Raw genomic sequence first — 15,073 nt, 5'->3', positions numbered from 1 at the left:
GTTAGCTCGGGGTATGCGGTTAGTTCGTAGGCTTAGTGGCGCGGATGATCGCGGCGTGCATCCCGTCCGCGGCCTCGTGCGTGAACTCCACGCTCGCACCCGTGAACCCCACCTTGGCGAGGCCGTCGAGGGACTCGGTCTTCGACAGGGCTCCGGCGATGCACCCAACGTAGGAACCGCGGTCAGCACGCTCTTCGGGGGTGAGGCGGTCTTCGGCGACGACATCGGAGACCCCGATACGGCCACCCGGCGCGAGGACGCGGAACATCTCGGCAAGGACGGCGGGCTTGTCGGAGGAGAGGTTGATGACGCAGTTGGAGATCACCACATCCACCGACCCGTCCGAAAGCGGTATGTCCTCGATGGTGCCCTTGAGGAACTCGACGTTCTCCGCCCCGGCCTCGATCTTGTTCTTCTCGGCCAGGGCGAGCATTTCGTCGGTCATGTCCACGCCGTAGGCGAACCCGGTCGGTCCGACACGGCGTGCGGAGAGCAGCACATCGATGCCGCCACCGGAGCCGAGGTCGAGCACCCGCTCACCCTCGTGCAGCTCAGCGACCGCCGTGGGATTGCCACAGCCCAAGCTGGCCTCGACCGCCTCCAATGGGAGTCCGGCGGCGGTCGCCTCGTCGTAGAGACCCGCGCCGAAGCTCCGCTCGGTCGGAGCGCAGTACGAGTCGTCGGCCGCCTCATTCGATCCCTCTGTGGCGGAGGTGCTGGAACAGCACGAAGAGACAGACGCCTCTTCGACCAGGAGATCAGCGTTGCGGGTGCCGGTGGTGACCGCGGTCGCGGCCTGGGCGTAGCGGGCGCGGACTTGTTCGCGCAGCTCGGTGTTCTCGTTCTCGCTCATTGCCTGCTCCATTTCCCGCGGGGCGCCCCGACAACATATTGATGCTCGTCGATGCATCGACAGTTGTCAATGCATGGCGTAGGGTCGAGGGCATGCCGATCTCACTGCCGCTGGTCGCGACCGACACGGGAGGATGTTGCGCCCCCGTCACGGGTGGGGTGCTCGCGGTCGAGGATGCGCAGCAGTTGGCGCGGTTGTTCAAGGCGCTCGGTGATCCGACCCGTGTGCGGCTGTTGTCGATGATCACTGCGCAGTCCGGCGGGGAGGCGTGTGTGTGCGATCTGACCGAGCCTGTCGGCCTCTCCCAGCCCACGGTCTCGCATCACATGAAGCAGCTCGTCGACGCCGGCCTGGTGACGCGTGAGCAGCGCGGCAGGTGGGCCTACTACGCGGTCGTTCCCGAGATCCTGGGGATGCTCTCGGCCGCGCTCGACCCGCAGACACTGAGCACTGACACTCCCGCGGGCTCCTGCTGAGGAGATTCGGGGTTCAGCGGCGCAGGGCGGCGTAGCGGTGCCACGATGCTCCCGCGAGGGTTCCGGTTCGTCGGCCTCATGCTCAAGGCAGCGCTGCTGGTGCTGCCGGAGGACGACGGCCCCGACTCCCGCGAGACGAAGGGTGCGCTGCGCACGGCATGGCGGGAGTTCCAGGCGTTCCAGGCCCGCTCGCCCATCTGGCGGCTCGCGCTCATGGCCGTGCTGTACACGGTCGGCTTCATGGTCGTGCGGCTGCTGCTGACGCAGGCGATGGGGATCTTCCAGAACGTCTGGATCGCAGGCGGCATCTCGGCGCTCGTCGCCTCGGTGATCGTCGCCCCGACGCTCATCAGCAACCTCATCAAGGGGGTCGGCTCCAAGACGGGCGTGAAGGTCACGAAGGACAAGAGCGACCGCGATGTCGAGCATGTGCGCCGGGACGAGGGCGTGAAGCCGTCGCCGGCCGACGAGGCCGGGTTCATCCCTGAGGTCCCTGAGGACGACAGCGACTGGAGGCAGTCTGCGTGAGACCCGCACTCCGTTACCTCCCACACGGCAAGCGCCCCGGACGAGATGTCCGGGGCGCTTCTGTGTGTCGTGGGGGCTCAGGTGGTCGCGTAGGCACCGGAGCCGCTCAGGGCGGCGTAGAGGGTCGTGCGTGACACACCCAGCTCCCTGGCCACCCGAGCATGGGCGACGCCCGCCTCGACCCGCTCGCGGGCCTCAGTGATCTGCTCGGGGCTCAGGCGCACCGTCCTGGCATAGGTGCCCTTCTTCTTGGCGATGGCGATGCCCTCGGCCTGGCGCTCTCGGATGGTCGCCCTCTCGAGCTGTGCCATCGCAGCCAGCACGGTGAGCATGAACTCTCCCTGCGGCGTATCGGTGTTCAGCGCAGGATTGTCGATGAACTCGATCTGGACGTCCTTGGCGCGCAGTTGCTCGACGAGGGCGAGCAGGTCGGTGGTCGACCGGGCGAGGCGGTCGGGGCTCTTGACGAGCACGGTGTCGCCCTCGCGGAGGTACTCGATCATCCGGGTCAGCTCGGGGCGCTCCCGACTGCTGCCGGAGATCTTCTCCGTGAAGATCTTGTCGGCCCGGCTGAGCACCTCGAGCTGCCGGTCGAGGTGCTGGTCGGCCGAGCTGACCCGCGCGTAGCCGACGAGCTTACCTGTGGTGTTCATATCGTCTAGACCCCCTGTGCAGATGTGTCCATCCTATCAAAATGCGACCCTGGTGAACAGATCGTAGTCAGGGACTCGCCCCGTGTTCAACGGGTACACCTCGCTGGACAGGTGCTCAGCTGGTAGGTGACCACACTGTGGATGTGATGGCTTGGTGGCGGGTTTCTGTGATTGCTCAGTGGCGGTGCAGGCGCGGTCAGGTGTCGGCCGTGGTGCGGCGCAGCTCGCGGTAGATGGTGGTGCGGGAGACGCTGAACAGCTCGGCGAGCTCGGCTTGGGTGTGTTCGCCGGCCGTGTGCAACGTCAGCAGGTGCTTGCGCTGAGAGGGCGAGAGCTTGGGCTTCTTGCCTTTGAGTTTGCCCTTGACGCCTGCGACCGAGTATTCACTGCGCGCTGTATAGTTCACTGCATGCTGACTATTGCTTCGCGTCTCGACGTGATGAACCGCCTGGGTCGTGCACTGGCCGACCCCACTCGATCCCGGATCATCTTGACCCTGCTCGACCATCCCGCTTACCCGGCGGAACTGGCCCGAGATCTGGACCTGACACGCCCGAACGTGTCCAACCACCTGGCATGCCTGCGCGATTGCGGGATCGTCGTCTCCGAGCCCGAGGGTCGTCGGACACGATATGAGATCGCCGATTCGCACCTGGCGCAGGCGCTGACGGCACTGGTCGATGCCACCCTGGCAGTGGACGAAGACGCCCCGTGCATCGATCCCGCCTGCTCGCTTCCCGGATGCGACGCAGCTGGGGAGGGCGCATGATCCTCACCTCGGTCTTGCAGGCGATGGGCCTGTTCGCAGCGACCAACATCGACGACATCATCGTGCTCTCCCTCTTCTTCGCGCGAGGGGCAGGCCAGCGCGGCACTACCGCCCGCATTCTGGCCGGCCAGTACCTCGGATTCGCCGGCATCCTCGGTGCCGCGGTCCTGGTGACCATCGGTGCCGGAGCATTCCTGCCCTCGGCAGCCATCCCGTACTTCGGTCTCATCCCTCTGGGCCTCGGCCTCTGGGCCGCATGGCAGGCCTGGCGCGGAGACGATGACGACGATGACGACGAGGCCAAGGTTGCCGGCAAGAAGGTCGGCGTGTGGACAGTCGCAGGCGTCACCCTTGCCAACGGCGGCGACAACATCGGCGTCTACACCCCTGTCTTCCTCAGCGTGGAACCTCTCGCAGTAGTCGCCTACTGCATCGTCTTCCTCGCGCTCGTCGCGGTCCTGGTGGCCCTGGCAAAGTTCGTCGCCACCCGCCCCCCGATCGCCGAAGTTCTCGAACGCTGGGAGCACATCCTCTTCCCCATCGTTCTCATCGGCCTCGGCATCGTGATCCTCGTCAGCGGCGGAGCCTTCGGACTCTGACGTAGCGGCAGCGATCCAAACGGCCCCGACCGTGCGCACCCCTCTCGGTTCAGACCGCGACACCTACCTGCAGCCAGTCCTGCGTGATCGCGGCAACAAGACCGCCACAGAGCGCTGCAAAAACCCCGCCACCAAGCGAACGAAGCCACAACCACACCTCCCGATGCCCGGTGATCCGACGAAGGAGGATCGACGGGCGCCCTGTTCTGCGTGCGGGGCCTCAGCCGTCCTCGAGTCGACGCAAGATGTTCGCCAACAGAATCACGGCATCCGCGGTGATGCCGGTCGTGGTCCGGTCGGCCTTCGGTGAGTGCTTCATCTTGTGGGCGAGAGCCGATGCCTTCTTGGTCAGCCCCCGCAGCTCCTCATTGGACTTGCCGGGCAAACGGTGGTCGATGTACGCGCCGATGCGGATGTCGGTCTTGTCCACCGGAGGCTCTGAGAGTCCCGGTGGGCAGTGCACCTCAGGGTCGTAGACATGGGCGCTGAGCGCCTCGAGGACGCCGACGCAGCGGTTGCCCACGTCCTTGTAGTCGACAGGCGTGGAGGCTGACCTGAAGCGATGCCGCAGCTGTGAGATGTGATCGTAGACGTCAGTCCAGCCGAGATCGCCGTGCGGCGAGATGCCTTCGGTCAGTTCGCCCATGAACTGCTGTTCCTCTGCCTCCTCGAGCTGATCTTGGATCGGCCGGAACACCTTCTCGATGATGTCGCGCCGAGCTTGCCAATCCCCATAGGCACCTTCAGCGATCCAGTGACTGTGGAAGGACGAGAAGTCGCGCCACGGAGGGTCGAAGACGATGCCTCTTCGCTTGAGGAGCATGCGGAGCGCCCTGAGCGCGGCCCTCGCCTCGTCCTCGTCGGTCCGCAGGTGCGACTTCTCGGTGCCGTAGGACTCGTACTCTGCTCGGACGAGCCTGGTGAGCTCGAGCGCTGTCTCCAGTGGGTTCGGGTCGTGGGCGGTGCCCTGTGCGAGCTGGGTGATCAGGTCGGCGTTGAGAACCGGCTTCGATGAATCCCAGGGGTTGCCAGTCCCTGCTGGCTCCTGGAAGAAATCACTAATGCGCATGCTTCATTATCCCTTGACCCCTGCATTCACGGAGATCAAGAAAAAGACCCCCGAGGAGCGGATGCTCCCCGGGGGTCTCGTGATCGCGCTCAGCTCTCCTGCTTCTGCAGCAGCTTCGAGGTGACGTGGTTCTGGTGCGGGATGGTGATCGAGCCGTCGTCGTTGACCGTGCCGTAGACGTTGTAGCTCATCAGGCCGACGAAGGTCAGCTCGTCGCCGTTGCGGCTCCAGGAGCAGTCGTCGTCGATCTCGGCATGCGGGTTGGTCTGCTCCTGGTGGCCGCAGGTGCCGTCCTCGCCGAGGATCAGCATGTAGCGCCCCTCCTTGGCGTCGAGGTAGGTGCCCTCGAGGTTGTTGCCGCTGCAGCCGGCGAGCAGGGCGGTGGCGGCGATGGCGAGCGTGGTGGCGGTGATCAGGTGGCGTCGCATGGTGGGGCTCCTATGGGAGGCAGGGATCTGTCAGACATGCTATAGGCGCGTTTACGTGACAGTGCAGTAAACGCGCCTATAGATCAGAGGTTGCGGAAGACGATGACGCCGCCGTCCTCGGCGTCCTCGACCGTGTAGTCCATGAGCAGGTCACGTGCCCACTGGTCGTAGTCGATGTAGCGGCGGGCCTCATCGGAGACACCCTCAAGGAGGCCGCCCTCCTCAAGCATGTGGTCGGCGTACTCGCGTCATGAGCACCACTCGCCCTTGTACACGTCCTCGAACGCCTCGAGCGACGGGAAGTCGCCCTCACCCTCGGCGACATAGCTGCCGGACCGGACCCAGGCGAAGAGGGCTTCCTGCTGGTGCTCCGGCACCGAGGTGAGGACGCGACCCCACTGGGCCGCGGTCATGGGGTCCATCTCGCCGGTGACAGGGATGCCCTCGTGGTCCATCACCCAGAGTTCTTCGTGGTCGGTCGCGTGACCGTGCAGCTGGGCAGGGGTGACCTCGTCGCAGTCCTCGGCGTCGTACCACCTGCCGACGAGATCGGCTTCTGAATAACACGTGAGACAGCCAAGCCACGCGCGGGGCTCGGTGTGGCGGATGATGCGGGCGCTGGTCGTCATGGGGTCCTCCTCGTCCGTGAGCAGGCTGATCACCTACTCCTCGGGAGGTCTCCCGGCCACGCCTGGCGTGGCGTGTCAGCGGCTGCTGTGCCACTTCGACGACACGAGCGTCATGAAGCTAAGTGCTCGTAGCGCATGTTCGTTTTATGGCTCTCGTTTTCTCGGTCCGCGTCCCTCTACAGGTACCGGCAGACCTGGTCTGGGCTGCATGTGTCGGGGTCCGGGTGCGCGGCGTCGTGCCGGAGGTCGGCGATGGTGCCGTGCAGGGCGGTGAGCTGGGCGATCTGCTGCTCGATCTCGGCCAGGCGCGCGTCGAGGAGGTCTCGCACGTGCTCGCAGGGCGCGTGGCCGCTGTCGCGGATGTCGAGGATTTGGTGGATCTGGGCGAGGGTGAGGCCTGCGGCCTGGCCACGGTGAACGAAGTCGATCCGGGCGACGGCGTCGGGCGCGTAGTCGCGGTACCCGGATGGCGTCCGGTCGGCCGGGGGCAGCAGTCCCTGCTCTTCGTAGAACCGGAGCGTCTTCGAGGTGGTGCCCGCGCGTTCGGCGAGTTCTCCGATGCGCATTGCGGCCTCCGATCATTCGGCAGGGGCCACGCTTGGCCTTCCCCTGCACTGGAAGGTCCAGTATGGCTGAAACGGAACAGAAGTCCAAGCCTTGACGGGAGCAGCGATGCCTACGAAGTACGATCTCGCCATCATCGGATCGGGCGGCGGAGCGTTCGCCGCCGCGATTCGCGCGACCATGCTCGGGAAGTCGGTGGTGATGATCGAGCGTGGCACGCTCGGCGGCACCTGCGTGAACACGGGCTGCGTGCCGTCGAAGGCCCTCATCGCCGCCGCCGATGCACGGCACGTCGCCGCCGACGCCGCCGACCGGTTCCCGGGGATCGCGACGACGGCAGGCCCAGTGGACATGCCCGCGCTGATCGCCGGGAAGCAGGCGTTGGTCGAGACGATGCGGGGCGAGAAGTACGCCGACGTCGCCGATTCATACGGGTGGCACGTCCGGCGGGGAGACGCCGGGTTCGCGGGCACCCCGGACGCGCCGGTGTTGGAGGTCACCGCCGCAGACGGAGCGGTCGAGACGATCGAGGCCGAGCACTACCTGGTCGCCACCGGTGCGCGGCCGTGGGCTCCGCCGATCGACGGCCTGGACGAGGCCGGGTACCTGACCTCGACCACGGCGATGGACCTGACCGAGGTCCCCGAGTCGATGCTGGTGCTCGGCGGCGGCTACGTTGCCCTGGAGCAGGCGCAGCTGTTCGCCCGCCTCGGCTCCCAGGTCACCGTGCTGGTGCGGTCCCGGCTCGCGTCGAAGGAGGAGCCGGAGGTGTCCCGGACACTGCAGGAGGTGTTCGCCGACGAGGGCATCCGGGTGGTCCGCCGCGCGGTGCCGACCCGGGTGTCCCGGGACGCGGCGACCGGGCAGGTCGTGGTTACCGCGGACGTGTCCGGCGGCTCGCAGGAGTTCCGCGCCGACCAGGTGCTCGTCGCCCTCGGACGCCGTCCCGTCACCGACGGCTTGAACCTCGATGCGGTCGGGGTGAAGACCGGGGACTCCGGTGAGGTGGTCGTCTCCGACCATCTGCAGTCGTCGAACCCGCGGATCTGGGCCGCGGGCGACGTGACAGGGCACCCGGAGTTCGTCTACGTCGCGGCCCACCACGGCACCCTCGTTGCCGAGAACGCGTTCGCCGACGCCGACCGGTCCGTCGACTACTCCCATCTGCCGCGGGTGACGTTCACCGGACCGGCGATCGGCGCGGTCGGGATGACCGAGAAGGAGGTCGTCGCCGCGGGGATCCGCTGCGACTGCCGCGTGCTGCCCCTGGAGTATGTGCCCCGGGCGGTGATCAACCGCGACACCCGCGGGTTCATCAAGATCGTCGTGAACGCCGATACGAGCGAGATCCTCGGCCTCACCGCCGTCGCCAAGGACGCCGGGGAACTCGCCGCCGCAGGCGTCCACGTGCTCGGCAAGACCATCGCCGAAGTCGCCGACGCCTGGGCCCCCTACCTGACCATGACCGAAGGCATCCGGATCGCCGCGAAGTCCTTCACCACCGACCCGTCACTGCTCTCGTGCTGCGCATGAACGGCAACGCATGCAATCGGGGAGATCTCATCCGGAAGAGGTGCAGACGATGAGCGCCGATCACGACCGCGACGAACGGCGCGCCGGTCCCATCGTCGCCGCAGGGACCGGGCTGCTCCTACTGGCATGCTGCGCGCTTCCGTTGCTGCTCTCCTGCGGCCTGCCGCTCATCGCGGCGGGCGGAGCACTCGCAGGCGTCGGAGGGATCCTCGGCAATCCCTGGATCATCGGTGCCGGGATCGCCGTCGCGATGGCCGTCACGGCCGGGATGCTCGTCAGGCTACGGCGGCGGCACCGAGGCCGCAGGACTGGCTGCTGCGAAAATCCTTCGACTGCTGATCGGAACCGGTAGCTCGATCGGATCCAGCCATCACCGCCAACGGGGCCACCTCGGCATCCCGCGGCCCTTCCAGGTCTCCACGAGACCGGCGACCCAGCGGACGGACGCGAAGAGTCCGTAGCCAGCCCCGGCGAGGCCCATGGAGACCACGAGCCAGCGACCGATCCCGAGCCACACGCTCCCGTCCACGTCGAGGGCCCAGTGAGCGCCCGTGATAAGCCCGGCGACGGCCATCCAAACACCCGCGACGATCACTGCGACCGGCAGCAGCGCGAGGCACATCGACGCGGCGACAGACCAAAGCTGACGGGCCTCCAGCTTCGCCGTTGTGGCGATGATCTTTTCGGTCCGCTCGTTCGCGGCGTCAATCTTGGCTGTTGCCACGGCCCCGGCGACGGCAGCGGCCCTCTCGATCGACTGCACAGCCTGATCCCGGGCCGTGCTGATCGCACTCGTCGCCTCGGCGCTGGCTTGGGTGATCGACTCCCGCCAGGCCTTCTGCGCACCGTTCGCGGCCCGCTCGAACTTAGCCCGGCTCTCATCGAGATGCTTGGCGGCAGCCTCGGACTTAGAGGCTGAGCCCTTCAGACTCTCCCCGTTGAGGTTCACGCTCATACCCGCGAGAGTGGACGCGATTCCGGCGAGCAGTTCGCTGTTCTCGTTCGACTCCGGCGGCGGCGACGTTGAGGTCAGCTGATGCGAGATCGCGGAGAGCTGCTTCTCCTGCTCCTCGCTGTCCACCTTCACGAACCCCGCGAGCTTCTTCTGCTGCTCGGTCAGCGTGGCGATCCTCGTATTCTGCGCCTCGACGGCGGCGAGGATCGAGGTCAACAGCTCCATCGTCTCCGGACTGCCGAGCGGTTGCGGCGACTGCACGGGCCCGTTCTGCTGCTTCAGCCTGTCGAGTGCTGCGCTCATGTTCCTGCTCCTTCTGCTGCTGGTGGTAGTCGAAGAACGCCTGCGCGCCCTCCGGGGTGAAGTCCGCCGAGAGTGCGCTCGTGCGCTTGCGGCGCTCGGCACGCCCGGACTCGCCGCGGCGGTCCTCGATGTAGAGCGTCCAGGTCTCCTGCCCGGCGCGTTTGCCCTTCTTGCTGACGGGGCTGTGCAGCCGCATCCGTGGCACCCGATCCCCGTCATCACCGAGCTGCTGGTTCTGCTCCTCGATCACCGAGACCAGACCGGCCTTGTCCACCGCGCGGGGATCGGCCAGCGCCGCACTCATCCGGTCGCCCATCTCGCGGTCGAGCGACCCCTCGGCGAAGTCTTCGCGGCGCAGCTCCCAGTCCTTCGGCGCGTGCTCCAGCCGCTTCACGACCGAGAGCCCGTGCTCGCGCATCAGCTCGTCGTTCGCCGACTGCACGCCCTTCTGATTCCCGGCCTTGCGGTCGTGGAACGTGCGATAGTCCGAGAGCGCCTTTCCCGTGCGGTTGTTGTGATTGAGAACCAAAATATGGTTGTGCGGCTTCTTTCCCCGCCCATCCACATGACTGACGACGAGGCAGTCGGAATCCGGGTGCATCTTCTTGGCGAGCTGGTAGCCCAGGTCGTTCACCCGCTGCACGTGTTCGGGGTTCTTCGGGTCGAACTCCTCGTCGCTGAACGACTGGCGGTAGTGCAGCGTCTCGACCTCGCGCGTCGTGTTCTGCGTGAGCGCCCGAGCGCGCGCCGAGAACGCGCCGGGGCCTCCCGGCACATCGCACGTGATCGCGACGCCCCGCTCGTCCTCCTTGCCCCGGATATAGCGCTCCGTGTCGGCGGCGCTGGCGCTCGGGCTGTAGTGCGTCGTGCTCATGACGCCGTCCGATCACCGAGCAGGGCGCGGACCTCGCGCAGCAGCTCGATCAGCTCGGGCACCTCCGACGACAGCGCCACCGCCTCACCGGCACGTGCTCGGTGGTCCAGGTCGTTGACGTTGATCGCCAGCGGGCGGATCTGCGCGGCCAGCTCGCGCGCGTCCGCCGACACCTGCGCGCGCGCCTCGACGCCGAGCAGGTGCGCGGCCACGGCGGCGTCCAGCTCCTCGCTCCGAGAGGCGTGGAGGGCATCGCGCACGACGGCCCGCACCCACGTGCTCGGAGCCAGCCCGAGCCGCTTCGCACGAGTGCGAAGCGCCGCGAGCGTGGCCTCTCCGAAGTCGGTATCGAGCTTCGCGCGGCCCCCACGACGACGCTTCGCGCCGCCGTGACTCTGCCGCACAGCCTCCGCATCAGCCCGACCCGTGTTCACCTGGGAGTCGGTCTGCTGCTCCACCTGTACGCCAGAGTGGCAAGCAGTAGGCATGTCGGACACATCGCTGACGCTCGTGTCCTCCATGTCTGCTTGCGAGGGGCCTCCGGCCCCCTCGACCCCCTGGAAGAGCGCGTCCAGTTCGGTGCTCATGCGGCACCTCCGATCAGTGCCAGCGGCACGTCCGGACTCCGCACGGCGAGCCCGCTCAGCAGCTCCGCGACCGCGCCGTCCGCGTCGTGGTCGGCCGAGGTCTCCGGACCGTAGGTCAGTTCCCGCGACCCGGCGTTCCGGTGGTACGCGTTCCCGTACATGCCGGGCGTGTGCGCGGCGGCCGGAACGCTGCACTGATGCCACTCGTAGGGCTCGATCCTTCCGATGTGCTGCACGAGGTAGCGGTTGATCTCGTCGGCACGGTAGACCTTCACGACCGAGGCCAGGCGGCGGATGAACTGGTCCAGCGCCTCGTCCACGTTGCCCTTCTGACGGGCGTAGTAGAAGAACTCGACGGGCTCGATCGTCGCCGTGATGACGATGAGACGCGGGGCCACCTCGCCCTTGTTCTTATAGCGCGCCTTCGCCGGGGAGGCGTTGTACGGATCGAGCAGCAGCAGCCAGTCGTTCGCGTCCATCGCCGAGGCGCGCAGATCGTCGAGCAGCAGCACTTCCTCCCCGCGCCAGTCATCGAGGGGGTTCCCCGTGGCGGCCCGGTAGACCTGCCACCGCTCGCCGTGGGCGTTCGCCGCGTTGATCGCCTCGGTGATGAAGTCCGTGGCGAACCGGGTCTTGCCGATACCGGCATCCCCGTGCACGAATACCACGTGCGTCGAGAACTCATCGGCGCGGAGCTTCGCCGCCGCCCGGTACGCGCGGCGTTGACCGTAGGCGGACAGGGCATCGTCGATCTCCCGCTGATGCCGCGAGTAGATGTCGAACAGTTCATCGGTAAGCATGATCTGATCGCGCGTGATCTCGCCCTGGAGCACGCGCTCGCGCATGTCCTCGAAGTTCTCGGCGACGACCTTCTTCTTCACGTGGGCGCGACCCTTGAGCCACGTCTCCCGGCGCTGGGCGTCGATGCCGAGGTAGTCCGGCCCGCGCACCGTGGCGACCTCCGAAGGCGCGTACTGGTGCTTGTCCGCGTACTTCACGTGCGTCAGGTACGAGAGCATGTTGTCGAAGGCGTACCGCCCGCGACCGGGCTTCTCGACGTACTGCGGTTCGACGCCGATGCCAAACGCGAGCCGATCCAGAGGCGCGCTCTTCGCGCGGCTGGCGAACTTGATCACCGCGTGCAGGTGATCCGGCTTCGGCTCGACCACGAGGGTCTTCTCGGTGTCGCTCCAGACCTCGCGCTCGTCCTTGTCGTGCACGATGCCGTAGGCCTCGACGACCTCACAGCCGATCGCCTCGAGCCGCTGCACCACGTAGGCGAGGATCGCCCCGGCTCCCTGCTGGAGCAGCGCGGCCCCGTTCGCGTCCTCGGCGGCCCAGGTCCAGTACGACGGATCGAGGTACTGCGTGAGCCCGATGCTCGTCGGGTTGTTCTCCTGCTTAGCTACGGCGACCACCGCCCAGGACGTCGGAAGGAGCGTGCGGCGCCTTAAATGACCCCCTATTGACCCCCAAATGATCCTGCGGGGTCACGCGGTGGAGCGAAGGCGAAACCGGCAGCTGACCAGGCATGTTGTTGCATGGCGCGGCAATCGACAAGCCCTTGCCGCGCCCGTAGGAACGGATGAGGCTTCCAGAACTCTTGGAGTGCGGAGCACGGATGAGGACGGGCATCACGACGACGGGCAGCCCGCCTCCGGCGGATGCCAGGCCAGGCCCATCGGTCGGGCTGGTCAGGTCAGCGGGAGCGGTGGCGCTGGTGCGTTCGGCGGCGTTCATCGGGCACCACCCTTGCGGTAACGCTTGATGACGGCCTGATGCGTGACGCCGAGGGCGTCGCCGATCTTGGCCCAGGTCACCCCGTCGGCGCGGGCATCGGCGACGGCCATCTCGACGGCCTCCTCCAGCACGGAGCGGAGCACGCCGAGGTCGTAGAGGTGCGCTTCGCTGTCGGCGAGGGTGGGGTCGCCCACACGCCAGCGGAAGCCGTTCACGTGGGCGAAGGCGGCGGAGTTGGCGCTCATCAGCGATCACCACCCATCACGGCGGCGACCGCGGCCCGCTGGCGCGGAGTCAGCGGCATGCGGGCCAGGCGCTCACCAGCTCGGCGACCGGCGGCGAGGGCGGCAGCGATGACGGGATCGAGCCCATCAGCCTGCGGATCGGGGGTCGAATCCTGGTCGAGCCCAGGGCAGTCCAGCGCAGATGCGCGGGGAGCGTCGATAACGACAGACATCGGAAGTCCTCAAACATGAGTGTGCTTCCGGTTCCCCGCCACGGTAATTGGGCTGTTTGACCGGCTACTCATCCGGGAGTAGTACCGCCAGCTTCAAAGTCTGGCCCCCGGTGGGATCTTCTTGTCTGCAACCAGACTCCCACGAGTCGACTCACCAGTCCACTGACGAGTCGACTCGCGTGTCAGTCGCGACGCGGCTCTATACGAATGAGGTCGGGGTCGAACTTCACATGACCGGGCGCGATGGGCTCGATGGTCACCGTCACCAGCTCGTCCACGAGCATCCGGCGGCGGTCCACGTCCAACGTCTTCCACTTCGCCTCGACCACCTCGCGGCGCTCCGCGGTGCCGACCGGCTCGTCCACGTCCGCGAGCAACTTCGCCGCCACCGACACCGAACGGTCGAGCAGCTCCGCGTCGATCTCATCGATGCGGGCCTTCACGTCGTTGATCGCCGCCGTGATCTCCAGGACCGGCTGATGGATGTCACGCAGCAGCGGGCTCAGCTCCTTCACCCGCTCGACCAGGGCGTTCCGCTCCGTCAGCAACTCCTCGTGATCTGGCCCATCGTCCTCCTGCGGCATCACGAGGTTGTGCACATCCACCGAGGACAAGCGGGTGAGCACCGCCTCGGTCACCATCGCATCGACGGGCTCGCGCTGGCGGGTGAGATGGAACTGCTCGCCGCAGCGGTACGTCGGCTGCTTGCGACTGTTCGTCCCGGAGACGAGCGTCGCGCCGCACTTCCCGCACAGCCCGATCGTGGACAGAAGGTACTTCGGCTGGTTACCCTGCCTCGCCGACCTTCGCACGTTGTCCTCCAACTTCGCCACCGCGGCCCGCCACGTTTGCTCGCCGACGATGGGCGGGAACGCGTCGCCCTGCACCGGGTACAGCTCGCCCGACGCGTAGTGCTTGATGTAGCCAGCGTAGAGCGGGTTCGCCAGGAGGTAGCGCACGGCATCGACGGAGAACTCCGACCCGCGGGCGGTGAGATGACCGGCACCGTTCAGATCCTCGCGGATTCGCCGGATCGACAGCGACGGCTCGCCGAGGAACGCGGCGAAGGCCCGCCGGACGGCGTCGGCCTCCTCCGGGATCAGCTCGCCCTCTCGCGTCCACCCGAACGCCTTCCAGGCGCTCGTCGGGATGCCCTCGAAGCGTCGGCGCTCGTTCGACCTGATCTGACGCTCCGCCTTACGCCTGGCCTCGAACCGGGCCAGTGCCGCGAGCATCGTCGCTCGGAACTCACCGTCGGCCGTCGAGAGGTCGATCTCGCCGTCCACGGTGACGACCCGCAGCCCCAGGTCAATCAAGGTGTTGAGGTCCTTCGTGCTGCGCAGCAGCCGGTCCATGTCCACGGCGACCACCATCGAGAAGCGGCCCGCGCGGGCGTCGTCCAGCATCTCGGCCCAGCGGGTGCCAGCGCGGCGCTTCTTCGTCGCCGACACGGCGTTGTCCTCGTAGACCTCGACGACGTTCCAGTCCTTGGCCTCGGCCAGCGCCCTGATCTTCCTCAGCTGCGTATCGACCGTCCAGCGGTCGCCCTTGCGGTCCATGGAGGCGCGGACGTACGCGGCCACCTCGTTCGTCTTCCTCAGCGCTACCAGTTCGACCATGCAACCAAGCTTACGGAACGAGTGTCACAACCGCGACATGCTCTAGCGCATGTCGATGACGCCGTTGCCCACCTCGATGCGGGAGGTGCGCGCGGCGATCGCGGACAGCAGCGGCATGGGTGCGGCCGCCTGCGGGGCGAAGTGGTGAACCCGGAAGTACGCGCCGTTCACCCCCAGCTCCTCCGCGCCGACGGCGATCTCCACGGCGTCGTGCAGCATCTGCCGGGCATCCACCCCGTTGCCCGCGGGGCCGGTGCCGTAATGACCGAAGCTCAGGAATCCAAATGCTTTCATGTTCAAGCAAACCGCCCCGGGATGACGGTTATTCCCGCCGGCATTCCGGGGATCCGCTGCCCCGCCGGCGGTGCGGCGCGGAACATCCGCAGCGGCGGCCCGGTTGTGCCGGGGGAAGCACCCGAGCACACGGAGGAGAACCC

At 67.2% G+C, this 15,073-nt stretch carries 19 protein-coding genes and 2 pseudogenes; 6 read left to right on the top strand and 15 right to left on the bottom strand.

What is annotated here, in order from left to right:
* Positions 1–19: 19 nt before the first annotated feature.
* Complete coding sequence (arsM, locus tag KKR01S_RS02055) at positions 20–853, bottom strand: arsenite methyltransferase (RefSeq protein WP_061225171.1); 834 nt, start codon at positions 851–853, stop codon at positions 20–22.
* 92 nt (positions 854–945) lie between these two features.
* Here arsM and KKR01S_RS02050 point away from each other — a divergent pair, with 92 nt between their 5' ends.
* Together KKR01S_RS02050 and KKR01S_RS02045 are read left to right on the top strand one after the other, a co-directional pair.
* The gene (locus tag KKR01S_RS02050) at positions 946–1,329 is read left to right on the top strand and encodes an ArsR/SmtB family transcription factor (RefSeq protein WP_081101466.1); all 384 of its coding nucleotides are present in this window, start codon (positions 946–948) and stop codon (positions 1,327–1,329) included.
* 78 nt (positions 1,330–1,407) lie between these two features.
* A complete protein-coding gene (locus KKR01S_RS02045; protein WP_131800570.1) occupies positions 1,408–1,857 on the top strand; it encodes a hypothetical protein in 450 nt (149 codons plus the stop codon).
* Between the two features lie 77 nt (positions 1,858–1,934).
* Here KKR01S_RS02045 and KKR01S_RS02040 read toward each other — a convergent pair whose 3' ends face one another.
* Both KKR01S_RS02040 and KKR01S_RS02035 read right to left on the bottom strand, forming a co-directional pair.
* Positions 1,935–2,510, bottom strand: coding sequence for a recombinase family protein (locus KKR01S_RS02040; protein WP_061225168.1), 576 nt, complete (start codon positions 2,508–2,510; stop codon positions 1,935–1,937).
* Positions 2,511–2,706: 196 nt separating this feature from the next.
* Positions 2,707–2,916 carry a helix-turn-helix domain-containing protein gene (locus tag KKR01S_RS02035; RefSeq protein WP_439709791.1) on the bottom strand — a complete coding sequence of 70 codons (210 nt, stop codon included), beginning with the start codon at positions 2,914–2,916 and terminating at the stop codon, positions 2,707–2,709.
* Positions 2,917–2,919: 3 nt separating this feature from the next.
* Here KKR01S_RS02035 and cmtR point away from each other — a divergent pair, with 3 nt between their 5' ends.
* Together cmtR and KKR01S_RS02030 are read left to right on the top strand one after the other, a co-directional pair.
* A complete protein-coding gene (cmtR, locus tag KKR01S_RS10505; RefSeq protein WP_006590980.1) occupies positions 2,920–3,279 on the top strand; it encodes a Cd(II)/Pb(II)-sensing metalloregulatory transcriptional regulator CmtR in 360 nt (119 codons plus the stop codon).
* A complete protein-coding gene (locus KKR01S_RS02030) occupies positions 3,276–3,878 on the top strand; it encodes a cadmium resistance transporter (RefSeq protein ID WP_016997609.1) in 603 nt (200 codons plus the stop codon). Before cmtR ends, KKR01S_RS02030 begins: the two co-directional genes overlap by 4 nt.
* Before the next feature lie 220 nt (positions 3,879–4,098).
* Here the strand turns inward: KKR01S_RS02030 and KKR01S_RS02025 are convergent, their stop codons facing one another.
* The 4 genes and pseudogenes from KKR01S_RS02025 to KKR01S_RS02010 form a co-directional block, all read right to left on the bottom strand.
* Entirely contained in the window at positions 4,099–4,947 is an 849-nt protein-coding gene (locus KKR01S_RS02025) for a hypothetical protein (protein WP_061225167.1), read from the bottom strand.
* An 89-nt stretch (positions 4,948–5,036) separates the two neighbouring features.
* The gene (locus KKR01S_RS02020; RefSeq protein WP_061225166.1) at positions 5,037–5,375 is read right to left on the bottom strand and encodes a hypothetical protein; all 339 of its coding nucleotides are present in this window, start codon (positions 5,373–5,375) and stop codon (positions 5,037–5,039) included.
* Between the two features lie 83 nt (positions 5,376–5,458).
* Positions 5,459–6,004, bottom strand: a pseudogene (locus KKR01S_RS11580) (antirestriction protein ArdA).
* A gap of 176 nt (positions 6,005–6,180) precedes the next feature.
* Positions 6,181–6,570 (bottom strand): heavy metal-responsive transcriptional regulator, encoded by a 390-nt coding sequence (locus tag KKR01S_RS02010; RefSeq protein ID WP_058730782.1) that lies wholly within the window; start codon positions 6,568–6,570, stop codon positions 6,181–6,183.
* Positions 6,571–6,676: 106 nt separating this feature from the next.
* Here KKR01S_RS02010 and merA point away from each other — a divergent pair, with 106 nt between their 5' ends.
* Positions 6,677–8,101, top strand: a complete 1,425-nt coding sequence (gene merA, locus KKR01S_RS02005) for a mercury(II) reductase (RefSeq protein WP_061225165.1) — start codon at positions 6,677–6,679, stop codon at positions 8,099–8,101.
* A 49-nt stretch (positions 8,102–8,150) separates the two neighbouring features.
* A complete protein-coding gene (gene merT / locus KKR01S_RS10500; protein ID WP_081101492.1) occupies positions 8,151–8,453 on the top strand; it encodes a mercuric ion transporter MerT in 303 nt (100 codons plus the stop codon).
* A gap of 18 nt (positions 8,454–8,471) precedes the next feature.
* On the opposite strand, the gene KKR01S_RS10495 is transcribed toward merT, so the two are convergent.
* From KKR01S_RS10495 to KKR01S_RS01970, 8 genes and pseudogenes are all read right to left on the bottom strand, one after another.
* A complete protein-coding gene (locus tag KKR01S_RS10495; protein ID WP_061225164.1) occupies positions 8,472–9,359 on the bottom strand; it encodes an ABC-2 transporter permease in 888 nt (295 codons plus the stop codon).
* Positions 9,360–9,771: 412 nt separating this feature from the next.
* A pseudogene (locus KKR01S_RS11575) lies at positions 9,772–10,233 on the bottom strand (relaxase/mobilization nuclease domain-containing protein); the annotation flags it as partial.
* A complete protein-coding gene (locus KKR01S_RS01995; protein ID WP_058730784.1) occupies positions 10,230–10,820 on the bottom strand; it encodes a hypothetical protein in 591 nt (196 codons plus the stop codon). The pseudogene KKR01S_RS11575 and the gene KKR01S_RS01995, both read right to left, overlap by 4 nt.
* The gene (locus tag KKR01S_RS01990) at positions 10,817–12,238 is read right to left on the bottom strand and encodes a Rep family protein (RefSeq protein WP_061225163.1); all 1,422 of its coding nucleotides are present in this window, start codon (positions 12,236–12,238) and stop codon (positions 10,817–10,819) included. Before KKR01S_RS01990 ends, KKR01S_RS01995 begins: the two co-directional genes overlap by 4 nt.
* Before the next feature lie 318 nt (positions 12,239–12,556).
* Complete coding sequence (locus tag KKR01S_RS01985) at positions 12,557–12,805, bottom strand: helix-turn-helix domain-containing protein (protein WP_035123395.1); 249 nt, start codon at positions 12,803–12,805, stop codon at positions 12,557–12,559.
* Positions 12,805–13,017: a hypothetical protein gene (locus KKR01S_RS01980; protein WP_061225162.1), complete on the bottom strand. Its 213-nt coding sequence runs from the start codon at positions 13,015–13,017 to the stop codon at positions 12,805–12,807. The genes KKR01S_RS01985 and KKR01S_RS01980 overlap by 1 nt, the downstream gene beginning before the upstream one ends.
* Positions 13,018–13,199: 182 nt before the next feature.
* Entirely contained in the window at positions 13,200–14,636 is a 1,437-nt protein-coding gene (locus KKR01S_RS01975) for a recombinase family protein (protein WP_061225161.1), read from the bottom strand.
* Positions 14,637–14,678: 42 nt separating this feature from the next.
* A complete protein-coding gene (locus KKR01S_RS01970; RefSeq protein WP_081101463.1) occupies positions 14,679–14,930 on the bottom strand; it encodes an LLM class flavin-dependent oxidoreductase in 252 nt (83 codons plus the stop codon).
* Positions 14,931–15,073 lie beyond the last annotated feature (143 nt).

The organism is Rothia kristinae NBRC 15354 (assembly GCF_001570865.1).
Taxonomy (GTDB): Bacteria; Actinomycetota; Actinomycetes; order Actinomycetales; family Micrococcaceae; genus Rothia; species Rothia kristinae.
The sequence above is the reverse complement of the archived record's forward strand: the minus strand, read 5'-3'. Positions and strand labels throughout refer to the sequence as shown.

Bases quoted from the DNA above. Each gene is read 5' to 3' on its own strand.
- arsM (WP_061225171.1), bottom strand. From the start codon at position 853: ATGAGCGAGAACGAGAACACCGAGCTGCGCGAACAAGTCCGCGCCCGC.
- KKR01S_RS02050 (WP_081101466.1), top strand. From the start codon at position 946: ATGCCGATCTCACTGCCGCTGGTCGCGACCGACACGGGAGGATGTTGC.
- KKR01S_RS02045 (WP_131800570.1), top strand. From the start codon at position 1,408: ATGCTCAAGGCAGCGCTGCTGGTGCTGCCGGAGGACGACGGCCCCGAC.
- KKR01S_RS02040 (WP_061225168.1), bottom strand. From the start codon at position 2,510: ATGAACACCACAGGTAAGCTCGTCGGCTACGCGCGGGTCAGCTCGGCC.
- cmtR (WP_006590980.1), top strand. From the start codon at position 2,920: ATGCTGACTATTGCTTCGCGTCTCGACGTGATGAACCGCCTGGGTCGT.
- KKR01S_RS02030 (WP_016997609.1), top strand. From the start codon at position 3,276: ATGATCCTCACCTCGGTCTTGCAGGCGATGGGCCTGTTCGCAGCGACC.
- KKR01S_RS02025 (WP_061225167.1), bottom strand. From the start codon at position 4,947: ATGCGCATTAGTGATTTCTTCCAGGAGCCAGCAGGGACTGGCAACCCC.
- KKR01S_RS02020 (WP_061225166.1), bottom strand. From the start codon at position 5,375: ATGCGACGCCACCTGATCACCGCCACCACGCTCGCCATCGCCGCCACC.
- KKR01S_RS02010 (WP_058730782.1), bottom strand. From the start codon at position 6,570: ATGCGCATCGGAGAACTCGCCGAACGCGCGGGCACCACCTCGAAGACG.
- merA (WP_061225165.1), top strand. From the start codon at position 6,677: ATGCCTACGAAGTACGATCTCGCCATCATCGGATCGGGCGGCGGAGCG.
- merT (WP_081101492.1), top strand. From the start codon at position 8,151: ATGAGCGCCGATCACGACCGCGACGAACGGCGCGCCGGTCCCATCGTC.
- KKR01S_RS10495 (WP_061225164.1), bottom strand. From the start codon at position 9,359: ATGAGCGCAGCACTCGACAGGCTGAAGCAGCAGAACGGGCCCGTGCAG.
- KKR01S_RS01995 (WP_058730784.1), bottom strand. From the start codon at position 10,820: ATGAGCACCGAACTGGACGCGCTCTTCCAGGGGGTCGAGGGGGCCGGA.
- KKR01S_RS01985 (WP_035123395.1), bottom strand. From the start codon at position 12,805: ATGAGCGCCAACTCCGCCGCCTTCGCCCACGTGAACGGCTTCCGCTGG.
- KKR01S_RS01980 (WP_061225162.1), bottom strand. From the start codon at position 13,017: ATGTCTGTCGTTATCGACGCTCCCCGCGCATCTGCGCTGGACTGCCCT.
- KKR01S_RS01975 (WP_061225161.1), bottom strand. From the start codon at position 14,636: ATGGTCGAACTGGTAGCGCTGAGGAAGACGAACGAGGTGGCCGCGTAC.
- KKR01S_RS01970 (WP_081101463.1), bottom strand. From the start codon at position 14,930: ATGAAAGCATTTGGATTCCTGAGCTTCGGTCATTACGGCACCGGCCCC.